We start from the raw sequence: 26,025 nt of genomic DNA, 5'->3' as shown, positions 1-26,025 counted from the left end.
GCGGTCCGCCCAGATCGAAAGAGGAGTTCACCGGAACCGACGCGCCGGCATGCTTCGGGGGGCGCGCTGCGCCGCGACAGCCTCAAACGAACGGCGGGCGATCGACAAGCCGCTTCGCTCTGGGAGTCCTCTTTGTGGCGCTTTACGTCGTTCTGAGCGCGGCGGGCGAGGTGTATGCGGCATCGTACTTTCAGCAGGCGGACCTGTTCGTCGCTCTGTTGGTGTCCTTTGCCGCGGTATGTCTGTCGTTCAATCTGCTGGCTGGTCACGGCACGGGCAAGGCACGAGTGACGAAGCCAGCGCTCGTGGCTTTTGTGTCGCTCAATCTCGTGACCGCGATCAGCTGGATCGGATTGTTTATCGGCCTGAAATACGCCGAACCTGCGATCGTCGTCGCGTTCATGGTGGCGCTAGGACCCGCCGCAACGGTGTGGTTGAATGCGCTGATCAGGCGGAAGGGTATCCCTCCAGCATCCGACATCGCCGTGAGCGCCACGATTGCGATGATTGGCGGCTACATGATCTGGATCTCGGTCAGCGGCAATGCGGGCGTGCAGTGGGGACCGCAATCGTCCTTCGGCATCGTCCTCGCAATCGTGGCCGGCCTATCGCTGGCGCTTACAAATATACTGGTCAAACTACTGTTCGATTGCGGGTTTTCCGGCCGACAGGTATTGGCGCATCGGTTCTATGGAACGATTCTGCTGTTGCTGGGACTGGTCGACTATTCCCCCATGATGCTTGAGATCTCGCAACATTGGCGTGCGATCGCGGCGATTGGGCTTTCCACGATCATTGTTCCGCTGCTCTTGATCCAGGAGGGCATCCGCCGCGTCGAGCCCTTCACCGTCAACATGGTGCTGTCCACCGCGCCTGTCATCACGTTCCTGTTCCAGTACTTCGATTCTCGTATCGTGCCTTCGCTCCACACGTTCATTGGAAATGTTCTCATCACGATTGTCGCTGTCGGCAACGTCTACTCGCAATATCGGAGGACCGTATGAACGAACGCAAATGTGTAATCGTCGACGCATATTCGACTGGCAGATTTCTACCTGAAGAGTTCAGGCGGTACGGAATTGGAACGGTGCACGTGATGTCGGCTGCACAGATCCCAGCCATCTTCCAGTCGCATTTCGACGCGGACCTGTATGATGAAGTCATTCGTCCCCGCGAATGCATGACCCACGACGAGCTCGTTGAATTTCATCTTCAGGCGCTCCGCGGCAGGGACCTGGAGTTCGTTATTGCGGGGTCCGAGACCGGAGTTGAGCTTGCCGATTCCATCTCGGAACGGCTGGGCTTGCCTTCGAATGGAACGGCTCTGTCAGCCGCCCGGCGCGACAAATCGCGGATGTCCGAAGCGTTGGCCGCAGCAGGCGTACGATCGATCAGGCAGGTCGTGTCTGACAATGCCGTTGAGATTGCAAACTGGAAACGTCAAGAGAACTTCGATGAGATCGTGATCAAGCCGCTGAACAGCACAGGCACGGAGGACGTGTTCTTTTGCTCGGCTGATGCGGATGTCGAGCGCGCGCTGGCTGCCATCGTCGGAAAGACGAACCGGGTCGGAGCGTTCAATGAACTGGCGCTTGCACAGGAGAGAATAAAGGGTCAGCAATATACCGTGAATGCCATCTCGATCGATGGAGAAGCGTTCGTCACCGAGGCCTGGACCTATGAGACCGTTCCCGTCGAGGGCGCGTCATCGGTCTGCTCACGCGAGTGGTTGCTGGGAGCCAGGGAGCCAATCGTTCTGGAGCTGTCCGATTATCTTATGCGTGCGTTGCAGGCGCTTCGGATCGTCAACGGACCCTCGCATGCAGAGATCATCGTCGATGATCGCGGACCAGTGTTGGTCGACTTCGGAGCGAGACTGCAAGGAACCATGTCGGCAAAAGCCCGGACCATGGCGTTGGGTGACAATCATATGTCGCTAACGGCCTGGCGGTACGCAAATCCCAAGGAATTTGGTGAGTGTATGAGGTTGCGTGGGGCCTACAAGCGACAGGCTCATGCACTGTGCGTCTCGTTGATTTCCGATATGAGCGGTGTCGTTGCCGGATACTCCGGATTAGCTGCAATCCGTAACCTCGCGAGCTTCGCCGATGCCATCGCATTGGTTCCCATAGGCCAAAAGCTGGTCCCGACGATCGACCTGGTGTCCACACCAGGCATCGTGTACCTCGTCAACAACGACTTGGTACAGCTTGAGGATGACTATCGCCAATTGCGTGCGCTGCGGATGAACCAGGTGTTCGATCTGATGGCGCAGGAAGGCGGCGAATGACCGACATCCGTGTGCCTCGCGCGAACTCAGCTCGTGCGGCGATGATTGGCGTGAGCGACTTTGACGGCATCCTTCGAGGTAAGCACGTCCTGGGTGAAGATCTCTCGGACGGGGATAAAGTCGTCAAGTTCTCTGAGGCGGTGCTGGCGTGGGATTGTGCGGACCGGGTCATTCCCGCAGGATTCACCCATAAGCCGCTCTCAGCATTTGGAGATGCCGATCTGCGTGTTCTGTCTGGCACCGGCCGTTTGGTGTCCTATCTCGGCGATCAGGATCTCTACCTTGCGGAGTTTATGGGCGCACATGAGGACATCTGCCCGCGAGGTATTCTGCGCAAAGTCCTGAAAAGGGCGGCCGATCACGGATACGGCTGCACGGCCGGGTTCGAGTTCGAGTTCATGTTGTTCAATGAGAACGCCGACACGATTGAGGACAAGCCGTTCGGCCAATGGGCTCCGTTCACGCGAGGCCCTTTCGGTTACTCGATTGCGCGCTCTGTCGCGCACCAGGAGCTGTTCGGCGAGATCTTGGCGCTTTGTGAGAAGGCCAGAATACCTCTCAGCGGCTTGCACTTCGAGACAGGCCCGGGCGTGATTGAAGCATCACTTCATCATTGTGATGCCCTGGAGGCTGCGGATCGAGCGGTCATCTTCAAGGCAATGATAAAAGCCTGGGCACAGACGAAAGGCATGATGGCAACATTCATGGCCAAGGTTTGTGAGCAGTGGCCCGGCCAGTCGGGCCATATTCACATCTCGATGTTCTCGGACGGTCGGAACGTGTTTTACGACAGTAACGCGTTTGGCAACGTTTCAAAGATCATGGAGAAAGTTATCGGCGGACAACTGAACTACATGAATGAGTTCTGTGTGCTCGCCGCGCCGAACTTCAATAGCTACAAGAGACTGGTCCCCGGTTACTGGGCGCCGGTCTGCCCAAGCTGGGGAATTGACAACCGCTCCTGCGCGGTTCGGGCCATTCCGGGGGAGCCGTCTGCACACCGGCTTGAGTACAGGCTGGCTGGCGCAGACATGAACCCATATCTCGCTCTCTCATGCGCCATCGGCTCGGGCATGCTGGGCGTCGAGACAGATGCGGCGTTGCCGGCTTCGATCGTCGGTGATGCAAGCACGGAAATGTGTCCTCGCTCCGGAAGGCTGCCTCAAAGCCTGTCAGAGGCGACATATCGGTTTGCACAGTCTCCGGCGGCCAATGATGTGTTCGGAGAAAGGTTTGTCGAGGCCTTTTCCTGCTCCCGGCGCTGGGAGTGGGAGGCCGTTCAACATCGGGTGACTGACTTTGAACGTCGGCGGTACTTCGAGATCATCTAGCTGTTCGTGTTCTTGGGTATCGCGGCCGTTGCGCCGCAGCTGATCAGGGCCAGGGCGTCCGTCCGGGACAGCCGCTCAAGTTCAAGCCTGGGCCCTTCCGTCCTTCGCCGTCTTCCTGGAGGCTGGCGACCATCACAATGTAGCTATCCATGTTGCGGCGCGTCCGCTGAACCTCCGGCCGCAGGGCGCGACCGGAGGTTGACCCCAACAGGGCTCGCGTCAGTGCCGCTTGCTGCTTATCGGCGTGCTGTTGGAGCAGGGTCGTCAACTGCCTCATTGTCGGACGCGTTGCCGTCCGCGGCATTCTTTGTGCCCTTGGTCGACTTCCTGCCCGCCTTTGCACCCGTGGTCCTGAGCTTGGGCGAGGAGTCCTCATCATCGCTTATCCCGCTCTGTACGCTTGATCCTTGCGCGCCTTTGCGAGCCTTGGCATCTGCGGCAAGGCTTTGCGCAATGACTGGGTAAGCAAGGAAAGCCGCAAGGCCGCATGCGAGTACAGAGGTCTTCACCAATTTCATTCACGTCTCCTGGATCGGTTTGCTTGACGGAGCGAGTTCGGCTCGACGCCGTGCCGCCCGCCTGCGCCGCTTGCATCGCGTTAGGCGTACGTGCAGCGCGGCTTCATCTAATCTTTCTTGTGTGGTCATCTTTTAGGAGATTTGGGGTAAATTCGCGAAGTTGTTGTCTTACCTGTGGCGATACCACATCCGTATCGTCGAAGCCTGCTCACGACCGGAGGGACGAGTCCAAGATCTGCGCTGCTGAAGTCGCCCCGGTCGGGGAGATAGACGCGCGCGACTGGCGGCTTTGAAGTTCACACGCCTGGAGTCGTCTCAAGGCAGGCACCGCTCTTGTCGTCGAGCTTGTCAGCATCCTGTAAGATAAGCTCGGCAGTCTACCGCAATCCGAAAGCCGGCTTTGGCGTGCTCAACGGGAGACTAGGTATGGATTCTATCGAGCGAGCTTTGTCTACGCACGCTATGCCAACAATCATCGAGGATGAAGAAATCCAGCACCCGAGGACGGAAGCCTCTCCATCAGCTGATCCAACGGATTTTCGCCAGCAACCAGTCGCACTCAGAAGAGTCGGATCATCCAACGCGGGCGACAATTCCCTGGGCAGTATGTCGCAGGAGTTTCGCGCGGTGCTGGCCGCGATAGGGGAACGTCGCCCGGAGTCTCGCTTGAATCGTCCCTATCGTGAGTCTGCGTTGCGCGACGGTCCTCGCTTTGCGCGAAATCCGTCGCAGGGCCGCCCCACTGACGGCCTTGCGGGGATAGTCGACCGCAACGGCATTTTAGATAGCTCGGGCGGTATTGCCTCCGAGGCGGATATTAACGAATATCGGCAGTGGTGCCTTGCGCGGTTGGACGCCAATAGGCAGGGAGCTTCGGCAGAGCGGTTGCCGCTTGCGTTGCCCAACGATTCTCGCTTTGTGCGGCATGATAGCGCCCGTGAACCGACCACTCCGGGTCAGCAAGCCGCCTCGTCATTTTCCGTCGAGCCTGTGCGTCCTCAAGGGGCCCAGGAAATGCGGCGTCGACACGACACCGTCGACACTTTCGATAACTTCATCGAGAGCCGAGATGATACCAGCGACAGCGCGGGTTTCACTGCTTCAGAGGAGAACCTGCGTCGCCAGCGCGCCCTCCTCGAGTTGACTCGACCGGAGTCGCCCCGAGACAGAGTACGCAGCGACGACTCAACGGTACGCGAAGTCGCCCACGTATTCGCGATGCAGCGCGGCCAACAAGCCGGGCCGTCAGCCGTGGGTCCGTTCCGCGGACTCGGCTTTCAGAATCAAGAAGCCGACGGACCTTCGTCTTCCGCCGAGCCTTCACGCCATCACCAGCGACTGGATCGCGCAACAACAGGTCCTATAAATGACTCCGGGCATCTGGACTTCGGCCCTGTTGTCGGCCCGAACTGGGCCCATCGCGATCAACCGGCCCCTGCTTCCCTGATTCTTCAGTTGCATCAGCACAGCTTGCTGCCGAGTTCGAACCAGCGACAGACGACCATCGAGATCAATAGTGTGGCCTATACAGTCGTGCGGGGGCCAGGAGGGTCACGGGACATTCGCCTTTTCCGTAATCGGTATGTTCCGCCACCGCAATCTGGCATCGTCACGCCGTGAGCATCCATGGACCGTAGGTCCGGGGTTCATTGCCGTCTCCCTGCGGGAGCGGGCTGTCGGCTCACGCTGAAACCCCGGCTTGCGCCGGGTTTTCACCCTTCGGGCTTCCATCCCTGACGGTAGCTGCGGCGGCGCGGAATGTCCTGGACCTCGGCGGCCGAAGAAAAAGGAGAGGCAGAGTGGGGTGGCCTTGGCCATGACGGGTTGAAGGTCGGAGGAGAGTCTTCCGGCGCCCGTCATGGAGATTGCTGCCATGAATACGCAGATGGTTGATGCCGGCCGCATTGCGAGCGGCGGATACAAAGTGGATGTGAGTCGCGGGGAGCGCGTCGGTCGGGTGTCCTCGGAATGGTTTTCTCGCCCGGCGGATGAGCGTTACCTGTCCCTCGACGCACTGGCGCGCACGGTGCACGATCGCGCGAACCGCAGCCGGACACGCGTGGTCGAAAGCGCGCTCATCCATGTCAACGCAAGCCGTGCGGACCCTGAGCGGCTGGCCTTGATGTTGCCCGGCTCCGACACACCGGTTGCGCCGACGCATTGGAGCTTCGGTCAGCTCGCAAGCCAGGTTGGCGCTCCGGCCGCTTACCTGCGGCAGGTCCCCGCGTCACTCGCAGCCATCAACCTGCAATATGGCTTGAACGCCAATCGTCTCGAGCAGATCAAAACGCTCGAGACCGAGGATAGCCGTGTCGAGCTTCGCGCCGTCACCGGCCCCGACTATGGCCGAATCTACGACCACGAGCTGGTCGAGGCCGTACAGCGCATTGCCGGCAATGGCACAGGCGATACAAGGTGGAAGGTGCCCGGTGTGCTCGACTGGTCGAGCGGCATCTACAATCCCCGTGTCGACATTTCCAAGGCCACGACGACCCTGTATGCATCAGACAGGGACGTTTTCCTCTTTCTGGTCGATGACCTGAATCCGATCGAAGCCGGTCGTCTTCGTGACGGCTCGCCCGACCTCTATTTCCGAGGTTTCTATTGTTGGAACTCGGAAGTCGGTGCGAAGACCCTCGGCATGGCGAGTTTCTATCTTCGTGCGGTTTGCCAGAATCGCAATCTGTGGGGCGTGGAAGATTTCGAGGAGATCACCATCCGCCATTCCAAATACGCAGCCGCACGCTTTGCTCACGAGGCAGCCCCGGCGCTGTCGAACTTCGCCAACTCCTCACCCATGCCTTTCATCAACGGCATCAAGGCCGCTCGCGAGCGGATCGTGGCACGCAGTGACGAGGATCGCACCGAGTTCTTGCGCCGCCGCGGCTTCTCCAAGGCCGAGACAGGCAAGGTGATAGACGCAGTGCTGGCGGAGGAGGGCCGCCCGCCTGAAAGCATCTTCGACTTCGTGCAGGGCATCACCGCCGTCGCGCGTGACAAGCCGCATCAAGATGTCCGCCTGGACATGGAGGCCAAGGCCAAGAAGTTGCTCGACCGGGCGGCGTAATGTCAGCCAGGCCGGAGATCCAGGTCTCCGGCCTGGTACGTCTACGCTTTCGATTCACAGGTGATGGGCGTTGCTTTCTCGTCGTCATGTCCATCGCGGCGGACAGGTTCTGGCGGTTTCGGATTCCCGCGGGATTGAGACCCGCGAGTAAGATTGCGACGACGACATCCGGAATATCTGGCTTTTCGCGCCAACACGATCGGCTGACTCGTACAATTGCCGCCGAACCGCCTTCGCGCGTTCGGCTTCGCGTCCACGCAAGCGTATTGGCTCAGGGGCCGTCAACATAACGGCCTCTGGTATCGCCGCCGGCCATTTTGAGTGTCATCCGATCCGGGATTTGAATGGCGCGACCTGGTTTTTCCGATAGCGCGGCAGCCGCCAACGAACGCCATTTGCCGCCGAAAGCCAGAGCGAGAGCCTGACAGGCTTGTCCGCAAACGGGTTGGAGGCCGAGAGAGAGGCTCCCGGCCGCCCGGTTCGGAGAAGCTGACATGGCAAGCGCCGTTTGGAAGATCAAGCCGTCGCCGTCGCGCGACATCCTCTTAAGCAAACTCGTCTTGAGCCGTTTCGTTGAGCGGGAGGGCGCGTGATGGTCTTCGATGTCTCAGAATTGGTACGCCGCCTCGCACGCGAGGCCGAGGGCGTATGTCGACACTATCTGTCCAATGGCAAGCGGGTGGGGCGATACTGGGTGGTTGGCGACGTCCGCAACACGCCAGGACGCTCGTTGTTCGTGCGGCTCCAGGAATCGACGAAGGGGCCCGCCGGAAAGTGGACCGATGCCGCCACCGGAGAACATGGAGACCTGCTCGACATCATCCGCGAAAGTATGGCTTTGCGAGATTTTCGCGAGGTGGCCGAGGAGGCAAGACGCTTTCTAACGCTACCTCGTTGCGAGCAGCAACCCGCCCCGAAAGCCGACAGTCCAGCAGCGCGAGCCGGATCGCAGCAAGCCGCCCGTCGCCTGTTTGCAATGTCCAGCCCCATCGACGGTACGGTGGTCGAAGCTTATTTGCGGCGTCGCGGAATGGTCAGTATCCACCATGGCGGCAGCTTGCGCTTCCATCCACGTTGCTATTATCGACCGGACGAGCATTTGCCGATGGAGACATGGCCAGCAATGATAGCCAGCGTCACAAATCTTGATGGGCGGATCTGCGGCGTGCATCGCACCTGGCTCGATCCGGACGGCTTTGATCGCATCCGGCTCGGCAAGGCTCCCATCGACACCCCACGGCGGGCCATGGGCGACCTGCTCGGTAACGCTGTTCGTTTCGGCCTGGTGGATGATGTGCTTGCTGCCGGCGAGGGCATCGAGACCATGCTGTCGCTGCGCTGCGTCCTGCCGACCTTGCCGATGGCTGCTGCGCTTTCGGCCAATCATCTCTCAGCCATGTTGCTGCCGGCTGGCTTGCGTCGGCTCTATATCGCCCGTGACGCTGATGCCGCCGGAGACGCCGTACGGGCCATCCTTACCCGGCGCGCGGAGGAGGCCGGCGTCGAAGCGATCTCGCTGTCGCCTCGGCTCGGCGACTTCAATGAAGATCTGCAAATCTTCGGCCTTGAGGCTCTCCGGGCAGCGTTGCGGCTTCAACTTGTTCCTGACGATGCCGCCCGCTTCCTGCGCTCGTCCACGATCGAGGCCGGGTAGTCGCGGTAATTCGACCGATGGCGAAAGATCGGTCATAGCCGAACTCAATTGGCGGAGAGGACGCGACCTTCGGCCTTCTAGTGGGCGATCGGACGGCGAGCGGCCCGGGCCGGCAATGGCTGCGTCCGGCTATTTTCCGCCGCGCGCAGGCAATGAGAAGACATGATCGCGACTTGGCGAGCGCGCTTTGCATCGCGAAGCAAAATAGCCGGTCTTCGCCATCCTCCGCTGCCGCTTCGGCCCTGCGCTACCGCCCGCGCCCTGCGGGCCTGGGCGGACAAGCCGCTCCGGGTTCTGGCCCGCTCCGCCCGCCGTCTGAGTGATCGCCACGAAGGCCGCGATGGGCGCGGCCGCTCCGCCAAAAGGATCTCTTGCGATGACCGACCACGACGACATCGAATCGACGCACGCCCCGTCTCCGACCGAACACGTCCTCACCGAATTGCAGCTCTTCGGCTATCGCCCCTTCGACGATCAGCCAGATCCAAGACCTCTCCCCGAGAGCCAGATGATCGCCGCTACCATCGTCGATATGTTCGACATCCTGGTTGCCGCGCTAAGCGATACACGGCTCGAACCCGATCTCAGCGAACTCCTCTGGTCAACCGTCAATCTGTTCCATCGGGCCGTCGATCGCATTGAACGCCAGCTCGACGACAATGAACAAGCGCAGCACGAGAGCCAGCGGGAGCAGAATGGGTCAGAGGTGCGATCGGTCGAGCTCGAGCGCCTCACGGCGGAGGGCATCACCTTGATCGAGCGCCGAAATTGCCTGGAACTCTTCCGCGACCAGGCGATGGAGCAATTTGAGGTTCACACCGGCTCGTCCTGGCGTCCTCGGTCGGGCTCGCTGGTGAGCCACCGCACGCTCACGGCAGCCATGATCGACTCCCGCGACTTCATCGCCGCCAAGCGCCGTTCCCAGGCCGAGGTCATGTTGCCGGCAGGACCGAAGATCGCACTCACCGGCGGGCTCGACTTCAACGACCACCGCCTCATCTGGGATCGCCTCGACAAGGTTCACGCCAAGCATCCCGACATGGTCCTGCTCCATGGCGGCTCACCCAAAGGGGCCGAACTGATCGCTTCCAAATGGGCGACGACCCGCAAGGTGCCCCAGATCGCGTTCAAGCCCGACTGGACGAAGCACGCCAAGGCGGCACCCTTCAAGCGCAATGATGCCATGCTCGAGCTCTTGCCGATCGGCGTCATGCATTTTCCGGGTACGGGAATCCAGGACAACCTCGCCGATAAGGCGAGGCGTTTCGGCATCCCCGTCTGGAAATTCGGCGGCGCATGAGCGCCGTCTGTTTCAAACCATCGAGCGGAGCTGGACGCCTGGCACCCCGGCGCGTCCAGCCTTGTATCCGAAATTGCGGCTTGCGATGGTGGTGCAAGACGCGATCGTCACCCATCCGGATGAAGCCGCCACCATGCTCGCGCCTGGTCTTGTTGTTACCACATCATGCATTGGCTTGTTCTGCCGGGCGGTCAGTGGCGGCATGGCCCTCTTCGTCGCACCTGGTGCTCCCGCTTGCAGCAGATCGGGCTGCTGACGCGTTTTGCGTTGGCGGCGCGACATGGACGCAGGTGACTGTTCCTGCTTGCGAAGACCCGCCTGCTGGAGCCGCCTGAACTGGTGGAGCAACAGTCTCAACCCATTCTCATGGCCGCCACGTGCGAAGGATGATCCCTCGTCACCTTCCTCATCGAAAAGGTTGCGCGGGATCGTCGTATTGAACGGGGGGCAAGTGACTGGAGCGAGAGATATCGCGCCCCTCTTCGGAACGCTTCGACCAGGCTGCGCCGATCTCGGCCCGGCCCACCTCGTCGTTTGGCACGTTGATTCGTTCTCGATTGTTCTCTCATGACGACACCGCCCTTTGCGGCAGGTTGTTTCTCTTTGTTCGCCGAGTCGTTCCAACCTCTTGTGCAGCCCAACCGAGATTTGCCAAGTCGTCTCCCGAGCTTGCGATCCAGCCCGCGGACGCACGTGGCCTCTTGGATGGCTTGATCTGGCCGAAGACCGGCTCCGCCTCGATCGTCTGAGCCGCAACGCCGTTGATGCGACTTTCTTCCCCTGGGCTTCGCCCATTCCTCGCGAGGCAAGAAAGTCGCCACAACGGCGTCCTCCGCTGCGCTCCGGCCCGCAAGGGGTGCGTCGCCGATCGTCCTCGGCCTTTAGATCGCCATCGAGGCCGCGGTGGTCGCGGGCTCGAAACACAACAGGAGAAGTGACATGGCTAACATCGGTACTTTCAAGAAGGTGGGCAACGATTTTCAGGGCGAGATTGTCACCCTGAGCCTGCAAGCCAAGGGCGTTCGTATCGTCGCCGAGACCAACCGCTCCAACGACAACGCTCCGAGCCACCGCATCTACGTGGGCCGGGCCGAGATCGGGGCCGGCTGGTCCAAGCGCTCCAACGAGGGGCGCGACTATCTGAGCCTCAAGCTCGACGATCCGAGCTTCACCGCTCCGATCTTCGCCAACCTCTTCGCCGACGAGGAAGGTGAGGGTTTCAGCCTGATCTGGTCCCGTCCGACCCGTCGCAACGGCGACTGACCGATCCACGATGCCTCGCCCGGCTGGTCCGGGCGGGGCATTACCTTGCGCAGGAGGCGGCCGCGATCTTGCGGCAGCGTCGCAGCACGACGACGCGAGCTTCGCCGGACGGACGCACCGATCCCCTCAAGGAGCTCTAGTCGCAAGCCACCGAGGGCGCGTCGTCGTGCTTGAGGTGCCGCTTTCGGACATTATAACTCACCAGCCAGATGACGCCGACCGCGATCGGCACGAAGGCTGCGGTCAGGAACGAGGGCTCTACTCGCAGTCCGACATCATGCGCGCCCTTGGCAAGATAGCTAAACAGGCTGACCACATAATACCCTATCGCCCCGACCGACAATCCTTCGACCGTGCACTGCAGCCGAAGTTGCTGTCTCGCGCGCTCGTTGATGGCCTGCAACAGGTCACGATTCTGTCGTTCGATTTCGACGTCGACCCGAGTTCGCAACAGATCGGCGGCACGCGCGAGCTTGACCGAGAGAGTCGCCTGACGATCCTCCACGGTCGCGCAGGTTCGCATCGCCGGGGCCATGCGGCGCGCCAGAAACGACGACCAGGTTGGATAGCCCGAGACATCGGTGCCTTCAATGATGGACAGTCGCGATTGGACCAGCTCGTTATAGGCCCTGCTGGCGCCGAAGCGAAACAGGCTGCCAGTCGCGCCTCTTTCGAAGGATGCGGCCAGCGCTGTCAGCTCGGCAAGCAGATGGTTGTTGAACTGCAGCCCTTCACCGCTTTGCATTTTCTCGAGTGCCTCAACAAGACGGCGGTCGATACGATCAACAGATGGTGCAAGCTCAAGGGCCGCCGACAGGCCAAGAAGCGCCAATGGACGGTAGGTCTCGATTTCCAGGAGTCGTTGCACCAGCGCTCCGAGATCGTGCGACGTCAACCCGAGGTCGCAGACGAGGATTTTCGTGAAGCCTTTTTCGTCTACGCGGAAGTCTGAGGCCGCTACGCCTGCGCCGCTCTTTGTGGCAACCATGGCCAGGCTGTTCTTGTCAAAAATCTGTTCGGCCCGTCTGGTCGGCGAGGCGTCCTGCTCGACCTCTAGCCTGATCGCGACCAGCAACTGCCCGGTCTGACGCAACGCGCGGATCAGCGATCGGACGGTACCATCAACCTTGTCAAATCGGTCTGCGGCAGAACAATTTGCGTTAGTCCAGATCCAGGTGAATGTTGTGAATTCTGAATGCTGCTCCCAGCGTAGCGTAGCGGGCCCGATGACAATCTGATGAAGTTTCGCCGACTGATCAGGCGGCGCAAGATTACGCTCGAGGCAAAAATCGATAAAACGGCAGCGATCGCTTGAGGCCGCCTCGCCCTGTGCAAGAAAAGCGAGGTGGATCACGCTGAAGGGCGAAACAAGGCGCGTGAAAGGGCGCGCGTGCACTTCGCCGAGCACAGCGTCGCGTTGTGGATGTGGCGTGAAGGTTCGCAGGTCCAGTTCATCGATCATGTATTGACGCCTTGCTTCAGGGTGAGCAGGCAACCGTCAGCCTTGACGCGGGAGGCAATGGCGGTGCAGGGAAACCGTTGCGCACGGCCAGGTTGCTGATCAAGCCATGTCGACGATCATTACCGAAGCCGCCTCGAACTCGGGAAAGAGGTCTTGCGGGAAGAGGGTTAGGCCAGGCAGATTGACATGGAGCAGCCTCATCCAGCTTTCGAATGACGCCATCAACGGCATCTGCCGGGTACGGTCCGGTGTCTATGGCGAAATGCCCGCGTCGCGGCTCAATAAGTGTAGCGGTGCGCCAGCAAGCCGTTCCGCGACCTTGACGATGGCCCGCCGCACCGTCCGACGAATGCTTGGAGTTACGCGGACAGGGTTGTCTGTCTCCGAATCCCACCGACATCGCCCGCCACCGAAGGGGTGCCGCATGCAAGTGAAGATACGCCGACCCTCTTCTGAAAGCAGTTGTCCGGTCGCATGACCGATGCCGTGCGAGGTCGTGGCAAGCAGGAACGTCTTGCGTTCTCCCGGCGTGGTGCGGACAAACAACCTCGGGTGCGGCAACCGCATTGTCGATTGGCGGATCGAGGCCCAAACGCGACTCCCATCTTGTTGCCGTCGTCAAACTTCCTGGCGCAGAGAGCCGGTGCAGGATTTGGGCCAGCACCATAGAAGGGGCGCTCCCGCGTCGTTTTTACGCAATGTGGCTTTCGAAGACAGTCGGGGGTGGGTTTCAGACATGAAGCGCGCTTGTATTCCGACAGAATGCGCACGTGGCATAGGCCGCAGGCAATTGCGTGTTTTCGGCAAGGTGATCGCTCGCCCGGCCGCTGCCATTGAGCGGCCACGCTCTGGCTGGATTTGTTGATGCCGAGCCCTGCGAGTGACCGCGCCCGGACCCGCGGGGCAAGGTGCTCGGTGATGGGCTGATAACGTCACATCGCGTGAGGTTGACTGGATCACGCAGCTGGAGCTCTCGCCGTCCTCGTCTTTGATACGTCACTCAGAGCAGCCCAAGCGTCGCGGCTTGACCGATTGCCGCAGGAGATAGATACGCGGCGACCGTTGTGAGCGATCAACCAAATAGCGGCGGATCACAGATACGGCCGGCGACTATTGTGAGCCCGAGCGTAGGGCCGAGGCGTTGATCGCGGAATCGGAAATCTGCGCCTGGCAGCACAAAGAGCCAATCACCACTGAATTCGTTGGGCCTGCTTCTCGGCGGGACTCGGCCTCGCCACGTTGTCCTTGATGTCAGCTCTGTTCGGATCGAGCGCACGAAACGGCCCCTTCGATGGATGGATCTGCCCGAAGGACGGCTGCGCCTCGACCGCCTATGGCGCAACAGCGGCGTCATAACTTTCTTCCCCTGCCGGCTGCGCCGTCATTCCTCGCGCGAGCCAAGAAAGTTGCTCCTTTGCTGTCCGGCCCCTTCGGGGTGCGCCGTCGATCGCCTCCGGCCTGTCGATCATCATCGAGGCCGCATGGTGCGGGCTCGGAAAACTTCAGATCAAGGAGAACTACCATGGCGACCATCGGCACCTTCAAGAAGACCGGCAACAACGAGTTCACCGGCGAGATCGTCACCCTCTCGCTCCAGGCCAGGAGCATCCGGATCGTCCCCGAAACCAACCGCTCCGGCGAGAATGCACCGAGCCACCGGGTCTATGTCGGCCGAGTTGAGATCGGCGCAGCCTGGTCGAAGCGTTCCGAAGAGGGCCGCGATTACCTATCGCTCAAACTGGACGACCCTTCGTTCAATGCACCGATCTACGCGAACTTGTTCGACGACGAAGGCGGCGAAGGCTACACGCTTCTCTGGTCGCGGCCGCGCAAGAACCGCGAGTAACTTAGCCGAGTGCTGGCGCCCCGCTGATCCGCGGGGCGCTTCGCGGCGGCCTGAGAGGCCCTGCGGTCTGCCTGGCGCCGCCGGTCGCGCCGACGTGGCGGGCGCTCAGCCGGGTTTGCCGGCGCCATTGTCGCCGTCAATGAAGATCAGGCCCGTTTTCCCGAACCAGAGGCGCTCACGCGGCGCCAGCGTGTTGACATGAGACAGGCTGCGAGGGCGCCGAGCGAGGGATGACGTGGCCGGCTGCAGGGTCCCTGACACGGCTCGCCTCGAGCGAGGCGGTCGCCGCATCGCCCTTGCAGATCGCGACCAGCGCTTGATATCGGCTGCCTCGAGCTTTGTCTGCCGCCGGTGATCTGACCACTGTCGCTGGCTTGAAGCTGTGAAGGAACGTTCTCGTCACAGCGCCAGCGACCGTTTTAGATCATCGTGCTCGAAGGCGCTGGCCATGCGGTTGATTTCGGCCGGGCGGGCGCCGACCCCCTTGGCGGCTTCACGCCAGGTTGCCGTCACGCTCGCGACTTCTTTGATAATCGCCCGGGCCTGCGGCAGCGTGAGTGCGAAGAACTGCGATGCGGCCTCCAGCAGATCGAGCGAGCAGGTGCCCTCGTCCAGATCGATGTTCGTCGACAACACGCGGGCCTTGAGATCAGTTGGAACGGGATTGAGGTCGTATGCCGGCGAGAGAGACCATCCTGCCTTTCCCAGCCACAGGAAACCGTGGTTGCGGAGGTGATCGTCGACATTGGAGATCAGCACGTTGAAGACGACACGCCGATAAAGGGCATGGGCATCCGTTTTCCCTTGTGCGCCGTGTTGAGCAAGGGCATCGACGATCTCCGGATAGCTGCCGCGCTCTCCGTCTTTGGCGCCCATCATCGCCATCGCCGACAGGAACGGGATGCGGATCGTACCGTCACGATCGAAGCGCCGCGACAGCATGACCGGCTTGCCGCCGACGTCGATCAGCTCGTGCTGCGGAGTGGCGATACCTGCCTGGCCAGCGAGCCGCAGCGCGATCTCTTCCCAAGTCTCCATGCTATAGTCGTCGGTCTCCTTCGGGAATTTGGCGATCGAGAGGCGACCATGCTGGTCAATGACTGAGGCCTTCGGTCGCCCGCCGCCGAGCGAAGAGCCGGGGGCAAAGATGAGTTGGAGTTCCTCATCTGTTTCTTCATCCCGGAGAATCCGCTCGGTGATTTGGAGCAACCGGCCGAGTTCGATCAGGGCAGGAACGCCGGCCCGGGTCGGCGCCTGGAAAACACCGTCGCCGACCCAGCGGAAACGGAGCGCGCCCAGCCGGCTCTCGTCGGCGACGCCTAGCAGGTAGTCGCCTTCCGCGAGGGTGCGGACGGCACGGCCCTCGTGTTCGGCGAGGCGGCGCTCGGCGCGCTGCATGAGACGGCGGCCCCAGGTGTCCGGCGCCGAGTCGCCAATGGAGCCAAAGATGGCTAGTCGGGCAGGAGGAGCGAATGCGCCGCGTGTCAGCGCAAGTGCCGGCTCCAGCGAGAAGCGATCCGGATCCTCAAGCCATGCAGCGTCGTACTCGAAGAGGATGGTCTCCGCGCCTCTGACGCGATTGCTCCTCGCCAACCCTATCGGGCGCGTGCGGCTGTCCAGATCGATGTGCACCTCGAAGTCAGCCATCGTGGGATGGTCCGGTTGGCCGCTTGAGGTGGACGTGCTTGGGAAGGTGCGCGCTGGCGAGGGCCTGGCCGACGCTGTCGTTGCTGATGTCGGCGACCTGACCCAGGCCGTCGAGCAGGCCGAGCGCCTGCAGCACGCCAGCGTAGATGCCGATGCTGACGCTGGTATCACCAGCTTCGACCCTTTGCAGGGTCGACCGGGACGTGAAGGCGCGCTCGGCCACGACCGCCATCGGCAGCCGTCGGCGTCGACGGGCGTCATGGATGTCCGCCCCAAGCTTGCGCAGCGCGCGCCGTACCGCAGCGGGAGGATTGTGTGGAGTAGGCATTGTTGACGTCTTCATGCTTCATATTCAAGGAATATGTAGCACGAAGGTCACAATTTTCCTAGATGAGCCGAATTATTGAAGGTTCTATGTTACCTCATCCCAGGCCTCGGCCTTGAGTTTCCGAGCTCGGTGGCCCCCTCGCTCTGGCTTTCACATCGGCGGACTGGCTGCAATTTCTGTCAATCTGACTGAGCCATCTGCTTCCATAAGGATTCGATCGATTGGCAAGCCGGTGCCAGGGCGCGGCCTCGATCCGAGCGGATCATTCAAGAGATAGCAGCTGAGTGTGGCCGCACGTCGCGTCTCACTCTTGCTTCCGAGCATGACCGTGCCACGGTCCTGCGGAAATATTGCTCGATCATCTCAGGTCGCGCGCCGCGGAATACTGCTACGTCGGCGTCACGAGGAATTCCGATTGTAGAAGCGTGTACCGGCGTCGAGGCCCACTTCGCCGGCATGACATCTCAGACGGCCGACGCTCCCATAGCGGCAGCTCGCCCTCTGCAACGTGCTGCTGTTATCCGAGCGCTCGCCGCTCATTGCTGCGATGAGCGTCTATCGAATCATCGCCGGAGCGCTGCTCGGCAAAAACGCATCCCGGCCGCGCAAGACACGGTTCCTCGCAATCGGACCATCCGAGGAGCGGAGCCTCGCCCTGATAATCGCCGGCTATTGCAAGGCTTCTGAGGCGAGCGCCTTCGATGGGGTGTCGAAAATCACCGCATCATCTTCGGCATCCCCCTAAGCACCTCTACTCCGCGATCGTGGCAGTCGACGCGCGGCGAACTTCGTACGCGCTCCAAAGGAGCACAGAGCTTTTCAAATGTCCGATCCGAACACGGATAAGCCGCCGCGTTACTTACGCACGTCCGAAGCCGCGCGCTTCTTGAGTTTGTCCGGCCGCACGTTGGAAAAACACCGAACCTACGGAACCGGTCCCGAGTATCACAAGATTGGCGGACGCGTGGTCTATTCAGTAGCTGACCTGACAGCATGGGCCAAACTCGGCAAGAAGAAGTCGACCTCGGATCCTGGTGTCGGCACCGTACTGCCCGCAAAACGGCGTGCGCCAATTCCCTATGCGGGTAAAGAGCGGCGCTAGGCCATGTCCGTTAGCAAATCCTCAGCGCACCGCCGCCGGTGTCGCTGCGCACTTCAGACCCCTTTTCCCGGCGAGCTACGGGCTCCCGAGACGCGGCTTGAAATTGTCGGGAATGCTGGTCAGGATCGTGATGGCCGCCTTTTGCGGCATCGCCCGCGTCAGTTCGTCGCCGCATTTGGTGATGCTTCCGATGCGACCGGTTTGCCCGGATTGATGGCGCCGTCGCGCCAATCCGAAATGGGCCCGGACATTGGTCGACTTCCTAGATCGTCTCGGATCCAGCGACACGTCGAACCCCGCGTGCAAGTCCATCGTTCGACTTCGTCGCCGACGGCTGGAATGCGCGGTGCGCTCCAGCCGCGAATCGTTGCGCGGCATCGTCGCCGTAGCGCAGCATGCAAGGGGGCACAACTCAGTACTGCTGCTAGCCATAAATACTTGGGCTTCTTTCTGGCGGACCAGGCCTCAACTTTCATGGGAACTGACTGGCAACGTCAGGCCGCCAGGCCTGCGCACCCTCAGAAGAGACACACGCGGTTCGCTCAGCCCAAAGCATACCGTTCCCGATTCGAGCGTCAGGGAGCGGCGGCATGAACGATCTCACGGAAGTGGAAGTTTTGTGGCTCGAGAAGCGTATCGAAAACCGCATTCGGTTCGGTCGTATTGTCAAGGAACGAAAGCTTGATCGTCACCGGCGTGTCCTATCATTTGCACCGGGTAGCATCTTTGCCTTCGTCCGTTGGACATCCAACGACTTTGGCACGATCATGTCGCGGATTGACATCTTGCGCGCTGTCGCACCGGGACAGCGCTGCTCGACCGTACCGTATGTGAGGCCCGGCGGAGAGATCGTGCTGCGGCTCTCTGGCTGGCCGAAGGTCGAGCGAGTGTTGCAGATGGTTGATGCCGTCGAGGCGCTTGGAATCGATCCGGCTGACGTCGCTCCCGATCATTGGCATCATGTTCATAACCGTCTGTCCGTCAACGAAAACCCGCGTCCATACACGAAAACACGCCACCAGGCCTGGCTCCATCGTCGCAGAGTGATGCGATGACGAGCCGCCTGATGACGCTGACCACGACGTTTGCGTTGGCTGCCGCGCTCATCGCGACGATCGTCCTGGAGCCGCTTCCACTCTACATTTGGAATGCATCGGCAAGCGTGCCAATCGGTCTCTACAGCTTACGACCGACGAAGCGCTTCCATGTCACCGAGCTGGTCGCCGTTCAACCGCCGGAGCCGCTTGCGACCTTCCTCGATTTGAACGGCTATCTGCCGGTCGGCGTCCCCATGCTTAAGCGGATCTTGGCATTGCCCGGGCAGACGGTCTGCAGAAGCGGACGGACGATTTTGGTGGATGATGTTGCGGTGGGCGAGGCGAAGGATCGCGACGGACGCGGCCGGCCGCTGCCCAAATGGCAGGGCTGCCGCGTCGTCGGCGACGGCGAGCTCTTTCTCATGAATTGGCAGTCGGACGACTCCATGGACGGCCGATATTTTGGATTTCTTCCGGCGTCGGCGGTGATTGGCGGTGCGCTCCCGGTCTGGACCTGGGAGGAGTAACCGTGCGTGCTCTACGTGTTCCCCCTCGGTTAGATCGGTTGCGTGACCATTCCTCCGACCCAGCCAACGCTCGCAAGCCTGGCGCGCCCAGCGGTGGTCCAAATGGCCGGCGCGAAGCGGCTTCACCCTGGACAGGCGCGAGCACGACAGCAGACTTGGCTCGGTCAGGTGTGCCTGTTTGGGTGGTCGTGTCGCTGCTGCTTGCTCTGACCGCATCTGACACGACTGCTCTGGCCCAAAACGGGTCCGCTGCGCTCCCAGCGATCTGTCGAACCACCCACACGCTTTCGGCCTTCATCGAAGAAGCCTCACAACGCTTTGCGATCCCGGCCCGGTGGATATGCTCGGTTTTGAGCATCGAAACTGCTGGAGACATGCACGCCAAGTCGCCCAAGGGCGCAATGGGACTGATGCAGATCATGCCGTCAACTTGGGCGGAACTGCGCCAACGCTATGATCTAGGGAACGATCCGTACGATCCGCGTGACAACATTCTTGCCGGCACGGCGTATCTCCGTGAATTGCTCGACCGCTACGGTTCGCGTGGCGCCTTTGCTGCGTACAACGCCGGACCAACTCGCTACGAAGAACATCTCGCGGGAGCAGCTTTACCTGACGAGACGCGAGCATATGTGGCAAAGCTTGCAAATTTGCTTGGCATCCAACCGCCGCCGTCGTGTACCGCGAGCTGGAGGTCTTCAGCAGCCGCGACGCTGTTCGTTGAACGAGCTGAGCTGATGGAAATCCGAGGTAGGCCGACATCGTTCGTTCTCTCGCGCTGCGCAACGATTGCAATCTCGTCGCCCGACGTTTCGCAGATGGCCCCCAGGCGTACTGGCGTTTTTGTAGCTCGATCGGATTCGAGGTCGATGCGATGACCAGCAATGGCGTGCTTCAGCAAGCAATCGGCGGAGGAGCGAGAGCAGTGGGCAGGCACGACGCGTGCGTCCGGGGGCTGCACGTGACGTTATGTCTTGACGAGACTAGCGGCCTCGGCCGGCAATGCGTCGACTCGGCGAACTCCTACTCTGTGCGGGGCCCTGCCATGGCAGCTACCGCCTTCGCGATCACTGCTTCGGCACGCTTTATCGCGGCGCGGAATTCCTCGCTCTTCCAAGTATCAACCGAATGGCGGTCATCGTACGACTCGTCCGTGGTGTCTTGCGCGCGTGAGACCAACTCGCGAAGTACCGCAACGGCTTCGGAGAGCAACTTGTCGACAATGCGGAATAAGACCGACCGGAATGACGCGCGCGGCATCGGGCGGATGATGCGGTCGGACTGGTATCGCGCCGTTCATGTCAAGCACATCGACATGCAGAAGATGTGCACGCTGCTGACCAGCCGAAGGCTGCTCAAGCGCAAACTAAGCGACCTCGAGAACCACATTCGTGGTGCGCTGCGGGCCTATGCTTTGCTCGTTGGAGCGATTGCCCGTGGCGCCTTTGAGGCGCGCGTCCGCGAGTTGATCGAGCGCACCGATCCGATCTTCGTAATGACCATCGAGGCCATGTTGGATGTGCGTCGCGCCATCCTAGAGGGGTACGATTGGCTGCACTGTGTGCTGCTCCGAGGCGGCAACAGTCCGGCACGTCGATCGATTACGGAGGGCGCATTAGCAAACTGGGTGACGTCGCAGGCGCGAGCCGGCCGCAAGCCTGCTGCTGCGGGTCAGGACATGGTCGGCACCGCGAGCGTGGGGCCTGCGGATCGCCAAACGGTCGAGCATGCTGTGCGCGATCCGCCGTCGCGTGCAAGCTCCGCAAGCATTCTGCACCGAATGTGGGGCAGCGAGACCAATTTCCACGTTGGTTTTGGCGCCAAAGTCACGCAGCGGCTGCGGTTGAAACCTGCACGGTAGCCGCGGTGCGGGCGACGACGGATTAGCGCTGGGTTTGCGCCCGGCATGTTGAGGGAGGAACGAAATTAGAGATCCGCGTGCGGTGAGCGTCCCCTGGCGGATGCGCGAAACGGGGAATGTCCGCTATCTCTTGCCTGCTGCCGCCCTTCGAGGGCGAGAGCGCCGGACTGCTTGGACAGCCCTGTTTACGAATCTGATGAAGAGCATGCGACGGCCTAGTGCTGAACGCGAAGGAACGCATGGACCCCGCCTGGTGAATGCAACCGCAAGCGCGGTGTGGTGACGTTTGTGCGTTGTCGATGCAGGGAGTCCGTCATGGTTGAAGTGCGACGAGTCGAAAAAAGGCGTAGGAATGAGTTGACTTTGAACGCCCGATTAGGAGGGCGAGATAAAAAGGGCTCACCGGTCGAACCACAAGCCATTGACATGGCTTGGGTTCCGGCGTGCCGGTCGGTCGGGGTGCGTGCCGCGCCTAAGACTTTCACCAGAACATTCAAACATGTTTTCGGCACTCTAGGTCTCGCTGCGTTCTTCGAGGCCCGGTCATGACCGCAGGCGATAGCGACCTGCGAATTCGGCCTGGGCGCATCCGCAGTACACGCGCGCCGAAGCCCAAGAGCTTCATCAACCAGGTGCTGCGGGCGGCGAAGAAAGCCGGACATACCTCGGGTCAGACCGTCGCCGGCAGGCGTTCGGCGGCTCATGGGCGCTCGACGTTTGGCCGTGGACGCTTCGCCTTTAGCCGCGCAAGATTGTTCAGCTCGACGCGGCGCGTTGTGCTGAAAGCGCGCGTGGTCCGGCACAAAGGGCGAGCTTTCCGCTCAGCACCACTGACCGCCCACCTCTCGTATCTGAAGCGCGACGGCGTGACCCGGAGTGGTGAGCGGGCCGAGATGTTTGATGCCGGCAGCGACCGTGCTGATGGCCTGGCTTTCGCAGAACGGTGCAAGGACGACCGGCATCATTTCAGGTTCATCGTCTCTCCCGAGGACGCCGGCGAGATGACCGACCTGAAGGCCTTCACCCGGGATCTCGCCAAGCAGATGGAGACCGATCTCGGCACGCGGCTCGATTGGGTTGCTGTCGATCATTGGAACACCGACAACCCTCACGTCCACCTTCTCGTTCGGGGAGTAGATGTGGAGGGGGCGGATCTTGTGATCTCCCGCGACTACATCAGCCAAGGCCTGCGCTCCCGCGCCGAGGAACTGGTCGCCTTCGAATTGGGTCCAAAACCGGAGCACGAAATCCGCAATTCGCTGGAAAGGGAAGTCACGGCGGAACGATGGACGCGGCTCGATCGGGAGATCCGGCTGGCGGCCGACGAGACCGGCACTATCGACCTTCGCCCAGAGAATCCCGGCAGGTCCGATCCCGAGATCCGGCGCCTGATGGTCGGTCGCCTTCAGCACCTGGAGAAGATGGGGCTCGCCGCATCCGCCGCACCAGGGGAATGGATGGTAGGCCTCGAGGCCGAGCGGAGCTTGCGCGACCTCGGCATGCGTGGCGACATCATCAAGACCATGCACCGCGCCTTTACCGAGCGTGGGGAAGCGCGCGGCGTTGCCGACTTCGTCATCGAGGGTGGACAGCCGATGTCCCAGATTATCGGACGACTGATCGACCGTGGATTGCATGACGAACTGACCGGCGAGGCCTACGCCCTGATCGACGGAACAGATGGACGCGCTCACCACGTGCGCTTCCGAGGACTCGAAGCTTTCGACCACGCACCGCCGATCGGCGGCATCGTTGAAGTCAGACGCTTCGGTCAAGCCGGCGATCGGTGGCCGACCATAGTGCTGGCGATCCGTTCCGATCTCGATCTTGGTAGCCAGATCACGGCACGAGGGGCAACCTGGCTCGACCACCGGCTGGTTGAACGCGACCCCATGCCGCTCGCCATGGGCGGTTTCGGCCGCGAGACCCGCGACGCCATGGAAGCCCGTACCGAGCATCTGGTTCAGGAGGGCCTGGCGCGGCGGCAGGGCCAACGCGTCATCCTGCAGCGCGACCTCCTGAACACGTTGCGCTGGCGCGAGCTGGACGAAGTGGCAGCAAAGGTTTCGGCCGACACTCGCCTGCCTCACGTGAACGCTGCCTCCGGGGGGCATGTGGCGGGCACGTATCGCCAGCGGCTGACGCTCGCCTCGGGACGCTTCGCCATGATCGATAATGGGCTCGGCTTCCAACTCGTGCCCTGGTCGCGCGAACTCGAAAGGAGACTCGGCCAACACGTCACCGGTGTCGTGAAGGACGGCGGTGGCATCGAATGGGGCTTTGGTCGGAAGCGCGACCTCGGTCTCTAGCAATCTCACCAATCCAGTTGCGGAAGGGTCGTCGGGATGTCCGGAACCAAAATCCTTTGGGGGCAGGTGATCGTGGTCGGCCTGATCGTCTTGCTGGCCATATGGGGAGCAACCGAGTGGACGGCTTGGCGACTTGCCTGGCAACCGGAGCTTGGGCGACCCTGGTTCGAGCTGTTGGGCTTCAAGATCTACTACCCGCCGATCTTCTTCTGGTGGTGGTTCGTCTATGACGCCTACGCGCCACAGGTTTTTGTCGAGGGAGCCTTCATCGCAGCGTCAGGGACCTTCGTGTCGATCGCGGTGGCGATCGGCATGTCGGTGTGGCGCGCGCGTGAAGCCAAGAATGTCGAGACCTATGGTTCGGCGCGCTGGGCTGATCCGGAAGAGGTTCGAGCGGCCGGACTTCTCGGTCCGGATGGTGTGGTGCTCGGTAAACTCGACCGCGATTACCTTCGGCATGACGGACCAGAGCACGTCTTGTGTTTTGCGCCCACCCGGTCTGGCAAAGGCGTCGGTCTTGTCGTCCCATCCCTGCTGGCTTGGCCCGGCTCGGCCATCGTTCACGACATCAAGGGGGAGAACTGGCAACTGACCGCGGGCTTTCGCTCGCAGCATGGCCGCGTCCTGTTGTTCGACCCGACCAACCCAAAGTCCTCAGCCTACAATCCGCTGCTCGAGGTCCGGCGCGGGGAATGGGAGGTTCGCGACGTCCAGAATGTCGCCGACGTCCTGGTCGACCCGGAAGGCTCGCTCGACAAGCGGAACCATTGGGAGAAGACCAGTCATTCGCTCCTGGTCGGCGCCATCCTCCATGTCCTCTATGCAGAGTCGGACAAGACCTTGGCTGGCGTTGCCGCCTTCCTGTCCGACCCGAAGCGGCCGATCGAGGCGACTCTGAGGGCGATGATGACCACGCCGCACCTCGGCGAGCAAGGTGCTCATCCGGTCGTCGCCTCGACCGCGCGCGAACTCCTCAACAAATCCGAGAACGAACGTTCCGGCGTTCTGTCCACCGCAATGTCGTTTCTCGGGCTCTACCGCGACCCCGTGGTGGCCCACGTGACCTGCCGGTGCGACTGGCGGATCGCCGATCTGATCTCAGATTGCGGCCCAACGACGCTCTACCTCGTGGTGCCGCCCTCCGATATCTCGCGGACCAAGCCACTGATCCGCCTGGTGCTGAACCAGATCGGTCGGCGCCTGACCGAGGATTTGCACGCCCGTGACCGGCGGCATCGAGTTCTGATGATGCTCGACGAGTTCCCGGCGCTGGGTCGGCTTGATTTCTTCGAGTCCGCGCTTGCCTTCATGGCGGGGTACGGCATCAAGAGTTTCTTGATCGCGCAGTCGCTCAATCAGATCGAGAAGGCCTATGGGCCGAACAACGCGATTCTCGACAATTGCCACGTCCGCGTCAGCTTCGCGACCAACGACGAGCGGACCGCCAAGCGTGTGTCCGACGCGCTCGGTACCGCGACCGAGATGAGGGCCATGAAAAACTATGCCGGTCATAGGTTGAACCCCTGGCTGGGGCACCTGATGGTCTCGCGCCAGGAGACGGCGAGGCCGCTTTTGACCCCGGGCGAAGTCATGCAGCTTCCGCCGATGGACGAGATCGTCATGGTAGCGGGCACGCCGCCGATCCGGGCGAAGAAGGTCCGCTATTATGAGGATGCGCGGTTTACTGAGCGGGTCTTGCCGCCGCCCGATCCGGCGTCATCCGGTCGATCTTCGCGAACGGACGGATGGTCGACGCATGGAACGCTGAAGCCGGCACCGCCTCCAATCGACAGGGGGCAAGGAAAGGAAGACACGGAGAACAGCGGTCTCCGTCGTGAGCCCGAACTCCCCGATCACGTTGCGATCGCCAAGGAGACGAGCGAGCCGACCCCGGCGGAGGAATTTGCCGCGGTTCTTGACGATGATGAGGATGCGGCCCGCCAGTCCCGGCTCATGCGCCAACAGATGCGCGGCGTCGCCCGTCAGGTCGCCATGGACCCGAATGACGGTATGGAGCTCTGAGGCGATATGCGCGACCGGATGAATGTCTATTTCCCGCCAGAGCTTCTGAAACAGATCTCAGAGCTCGCCGATCGCAAGAAGCTTTCGCGGTCGGCTATCGTGGAGGCGGCGGTTGCTTCATTTCTGTCACCGGACGGCGCGGACAGGCGGGAGGCGGCGTTTACTCGCCGCCTCGATCGGCTATCGCGTCAGATGCAGCGATTGGAGCGTGACGTCGGTTTGACGGCCGAGACCTTAGCCCTCTTCATCCGTTTCTGGCTGACCATCACGCCGCCGCTACCCAACGATGCGCAGGCGGCCGCGCAGGCAAAGGGTAGGGAACGCTTTGAAGGATTCGTCGATGCGCTCGGGCGTCGCTTGCAAAAAGGGCAAAGCTTTCTACGCGAGATTCCAGAAGATATCCGCCGTCAGAACCCGGCCGAGGAAACGTGATTGAACCGTGTACATAGACCATTTCGGCG

23 protein-coding genes are annotated in these 26,025 nt (G+C 61.5%); 18 read left to right on the top strand and 5 right to left on the bottom strand.

Annotated elements, in window-relative coordinates:
• The first annotated feature begins 134 nt into the window (after window positions 1-134).
• From J2R76_RS17205 to J2R76_RS17195, 3 genes are read left to right on the top strand one after another with little or no spacing between them, the layout of a single operon-like run.
• Window positions 135-1,004 (top strand): DMT family transporter, encoded by an 870-nt coding sequence (locus J2R76_RS17205; RefSeq protein ID WP_253624278.1) that lies wholly within the window; start codon window positions 135-137, stop codon window positions 1,002-1,004.
• A complete protein-coding gene (locus J2R76_RS17200; RefSeq protein ID WP_253624277.1) occupies window positions 1,001-2,290 on the top strand; it encodes an ATP-grasp domain-containing protein in 1,290 nt (429 codons plus the stop codon). Before J2R76_RS17205 ends, J2R76_RS17200 begins: the two co-directional genes overlap by 4 nt.
• The gene (locus tag J2R76_RS17195; RefSeq protein ID WP_253624276.1) at window positions 2,287-3,621 is read left to right on the top strand and encodes a glutamine synthetase family protein; all 1,335 of its coding nucleotides are present in this window, start codon (window positions 2,287-2,289) and stop codon (window positions 3,619-3,621) included. Before J2R76_RS17200 ends, J2R76_RS17195 begins: the two co-directional genes overlap by 4 nt.
• A gap of 236 nt (window positions 3,622-3,857) precedes the next feature.
• Here J2R76_RS17195 and J2R76_RS17190 read toward each other — a convergent pair whose 3' ends face one another.
• Window positions 3,858-4,139 (bottom strand): hypothetical protein, encoded by a 282-nt coding sequence (locus J2R76_RS17190; RefSeq protein ID WP_253624275.1) that lies wholly within the window; start codon window positions 4,137-4,139, stop codon window positions 3,858-3,860.
• 426 nt (window positions 4,140-4,565) lie between these two features.
• On the opposite strand from J2R76_RS17190, the gene J2R76_RS17185 reads away from it, so the two are divergent.
• From J2R76_RS17185 to J2R76_RS17165, 5 genes are all read left to right on the top strand, one after another.
• Window positions 4,566-5,759 carry a hypothetical protein gene (locus tag J2R76_RS17185; RefSeq protein WP_253624274.1) on the top strand — a complete coding sequence of 398 codons (1,194 nt, stop codon included), beginning with the start codon at window positions 4,566-4,568 and terminating at the stop codon, window positions 5,757-5,759.
• Between the two features lie 253 nt (window positions 5,760-6,012).
• Complete coding sequence (locus J2R76_RS17180) at window positions 6,013-7,206, top strand: DUF932 domain-containing protein (protein WP_253624273.1); 1,194 nt, start codon at window positions 6,013-6,015, stop codon at window positions 7,204-7,206.
• Window positions 7,207-7,798: 592 nt separating this feature from the next.
• Entirely contained in the window at window positions 7,799-8,860 is a 1,062-nt protein-coding gene (locus J2R76_RS17175; protein ID WP_253624272.1) for a toprim domain-containing protein, read from the top strand.
• 376 nt (window positions 8,861-9,236) lie between these two features.
• Window positions 9,237-10,160, top strand: a complete 924-nt coding sequence (locus J2R76_RS17170) for a DUF2493 domain-containing protein (protein WP_253624271.1) — start codon at window positions 9,237-9,239, stop codon at window positions 10,158-10,160.
• A 939-nt stretch (window positions 10,161-11,099) separates the two neighbouring features.
• Complete coding sequence (locus J2R76_RS17165; protein ID WP_253624270.1) at window positions 11,100-11,423, top strand: DUF736 domain-containing protein; 324 nt, start codon at window positions 11,100-11,102, stop codon at window positions 11,421-11,423.
• Window positions 11,424-11,559: 136 nt separating this feature from the next.
• On the opposite strand, the gene J2R76_RS17160 is transcribed toward J2R76_RS17165, so the two are convergent.
• Window positions 11,560-12,885 (bottom strand): DUF3422 family protein, encoded by a 1,326-nt coding sequence (locus tag J2R76_RS17160; RefSeq protein ID WP_253624269.1) that lies wholly within the window; start codon window positions 12,883-12,885, stop codon window positions 11,560-11,562.
• Between the two features lie 1,522 nt (window positions 12,886-14,407).
• Between J2R76_RS17160 and J2R76_RS17155 the strand changes: the two genes are divergently transcribed.
• On the top strand, window positions 14,408-14,731 hold the full coding sequence (locus tag J2R76_RS17155) for a DUF736 domain-containing protein (RefSeq protein ID WP_253624268.1): 324 nt from the start codon (window positions 14,408-14,410) through the stop codon (window positions 14,729-14,731).
• Between the two features lie 399 nt (window positions 14,732-15,130).
• On the opposite strand, the gene J2R76_RS17150 is transcribed toward J2R76_RS17155, so the two are convergent.
• The gene (locus tag J2R76_RS17150; protein WP_253624267.1) at window positions 15,131-16,378 is read right to left on the bottom strand and encodes a type II toxin-antitoxin system HipA family toxin; all 1,248 of its coding nucleotides are present in this window, start codon (window positions 16,376-16,378) and stop codon (window positions 15,131-15,133) included.
• Window positions 16,371-16,706 carry a helix-turn-helix domain-containing protein gene (locus J2R76_RS17145; protein ID WP_253624266.1) on the bottom strand — a complete coding sequence of 112 codons (336 nt, stop codon included), beginning with the start codon at window positions 16,704-16,706 and terminating at the stop codon, window positions 16,371-16,373. The genes J2R76_RS17150 and J2R76_RS17145 overlap by 8 nt, the downstream gene beginning before the upstream one ends.
• A 508-nt stretch (window positions 16,707-17,214) precedes the next feature.
• Here J2R76_RS17145 and J2R76_RS17140 point away from each other — a divergent pair.
• Window positions 17,215-17,451 (top strand): hypothetical protein, encoded by a 237-nt coding sequence (locus tag J2R76_RS17140; RefSeq protein ID WP_253624265.1) that lies wholly within the window; start codon window positions 17,215-17,217, stop codon window positions 17,449-17,451.
• 78 nt (window positions 17,452-17,529) lie between these two features.
• Window positions 17,530-17,808 (top strand): AlpA family transcriptional regulator, encoded by a 279-nt coding sequence (locus tag J2R76_RS17135; protein WP_083992262.1) that lies wholly within the window; start codon window positions 17,530-17,532, stop codon window positions 17,806-17,808.
• A 75-nt stretch (window positions 17,809-17,883) separates the two neighbouring features.
• On the opposite strand, the gene J2R76_RS17130 is transcribed toward J2R76_RS17135, so the two are convergent.
• A complete protein-coding gene (locus tag J2R76_RS17130; RefSeq protein WP_253624264.1) occupies window positions 17,884-18,120 on the bottom strand; it encodes a transposase in 237 nt (78 codons plus the stop codon).
• A gap of 278 nt (window positions 18,121-18,398) precedes the next feature.
• On the opposite strand from J2R76_RS17130, the gene J2R76_RS17125 reads away from it, so the two are divergent.
• The 7 genes from J2R76_RS17125 (at window position 18,399) to J2R76_RS17095 (ending at window position 25,996) form a co-directional block, all read left to right on the top strand.
• Window positions 18,399-18,863, top strand: a complete 465-nt coding sequence (locus tag J2R76_RS17125) for a DUF2840 domain-containing protein (RefSeq protein WP_253624263.1) — start codon at window positions 18,399-18,401, stop codon at window positions 18,861-18,863.
• Window positions 18,860-19,372, top strand: a complete 513-nt coding sequence (locus J2R76_RS17120; RefSeq protein ID WP_253624262.1) for a S26 family signal peptidase — start codon at window positions 18,860-18,862, stop codon at window positions 19,370-19,372. The genes J2R76_RS17125 and J2R76_RS17120 overlap by 4 nt, the downstream gene beginning before the upstream one ends.
• Before the next feature lie 188 nt (window positions 19,373-19,560).
• The gene (locus J2R76_RS17115; protein WP_253624261.1) at window positions 19,561-20,250 is read left to right on the top strand and encodes a transglycosylase SLT domain-containing protein; all 690 of its coding nucleotides are present in this window, start codon (window positions 19,561-19,563) and stop codon (window positions 20,248-20,250) included.
• Between the two features lie 344 nt (window positions 20,251-20,594).
• A complete protein-coding gene (locus J2R76_RS17110) occupies window positions 20,595-21,233 on the top strand; it encodes a hypothetical protein (RefSeq protein WP_253624260.1) in 639 nt (212 codons plus the stop codon).
• A gap of 545 nt (window positions 21,234-21,778) precedes the next feature.
• Window positions 21,779-23,542, top strand: coding sequence for a DUF3363 domain-containing protein (locus J2R76_RS17105; protein ID WP_253624259.1), 1,764 nt, complete (start codon window positions 21,779-21,781; stop codon window positions 23,540-23,542).
• Window positions 23,543-23,578: 36 nt separating this feature from the next.
• A complete protein-coding gene (locus tag J2R76_RS17100) occupies window positions 23,579-25,564 on the top strand; it encodes a conjugal transfer protein TraG (RefSeq protein ID WP_253624258.1) in 1,986 nt (661 codons plus the stop codon).
• A gap of 6 nt (window positions 25,565-25,570) precedes the next feature.
• A complete protein-coding gene (locus J2R76_RS17095; RefSeq protein WP_253624257.1) occupies window positions 25,571-25,996 on the top strand; it encodes a CopG family transcriptional regulator in 426 nt (141 codons plus the stop codon).
• Window positions 25,997-26,025: the final 29 nt, after the last annotated feature.

Source organism: Bradyrhizobium sp. USDA 4532, from assembly GCF_024171315.1.
GTDB classification, from domain to species: domain Bacteria; phylum Pseudomonadota; class Alphaproteobacteria; order Rhizobiales; family Xanthobacteraceae; genus Bradyrhizobium; species Bradyrhizobium australafricanum.
The sequence above is the reverse complement of the archived record's forward strand: the minus strand, read 5'-3'. Positions and strand labels throughout refer to the sequence as shown.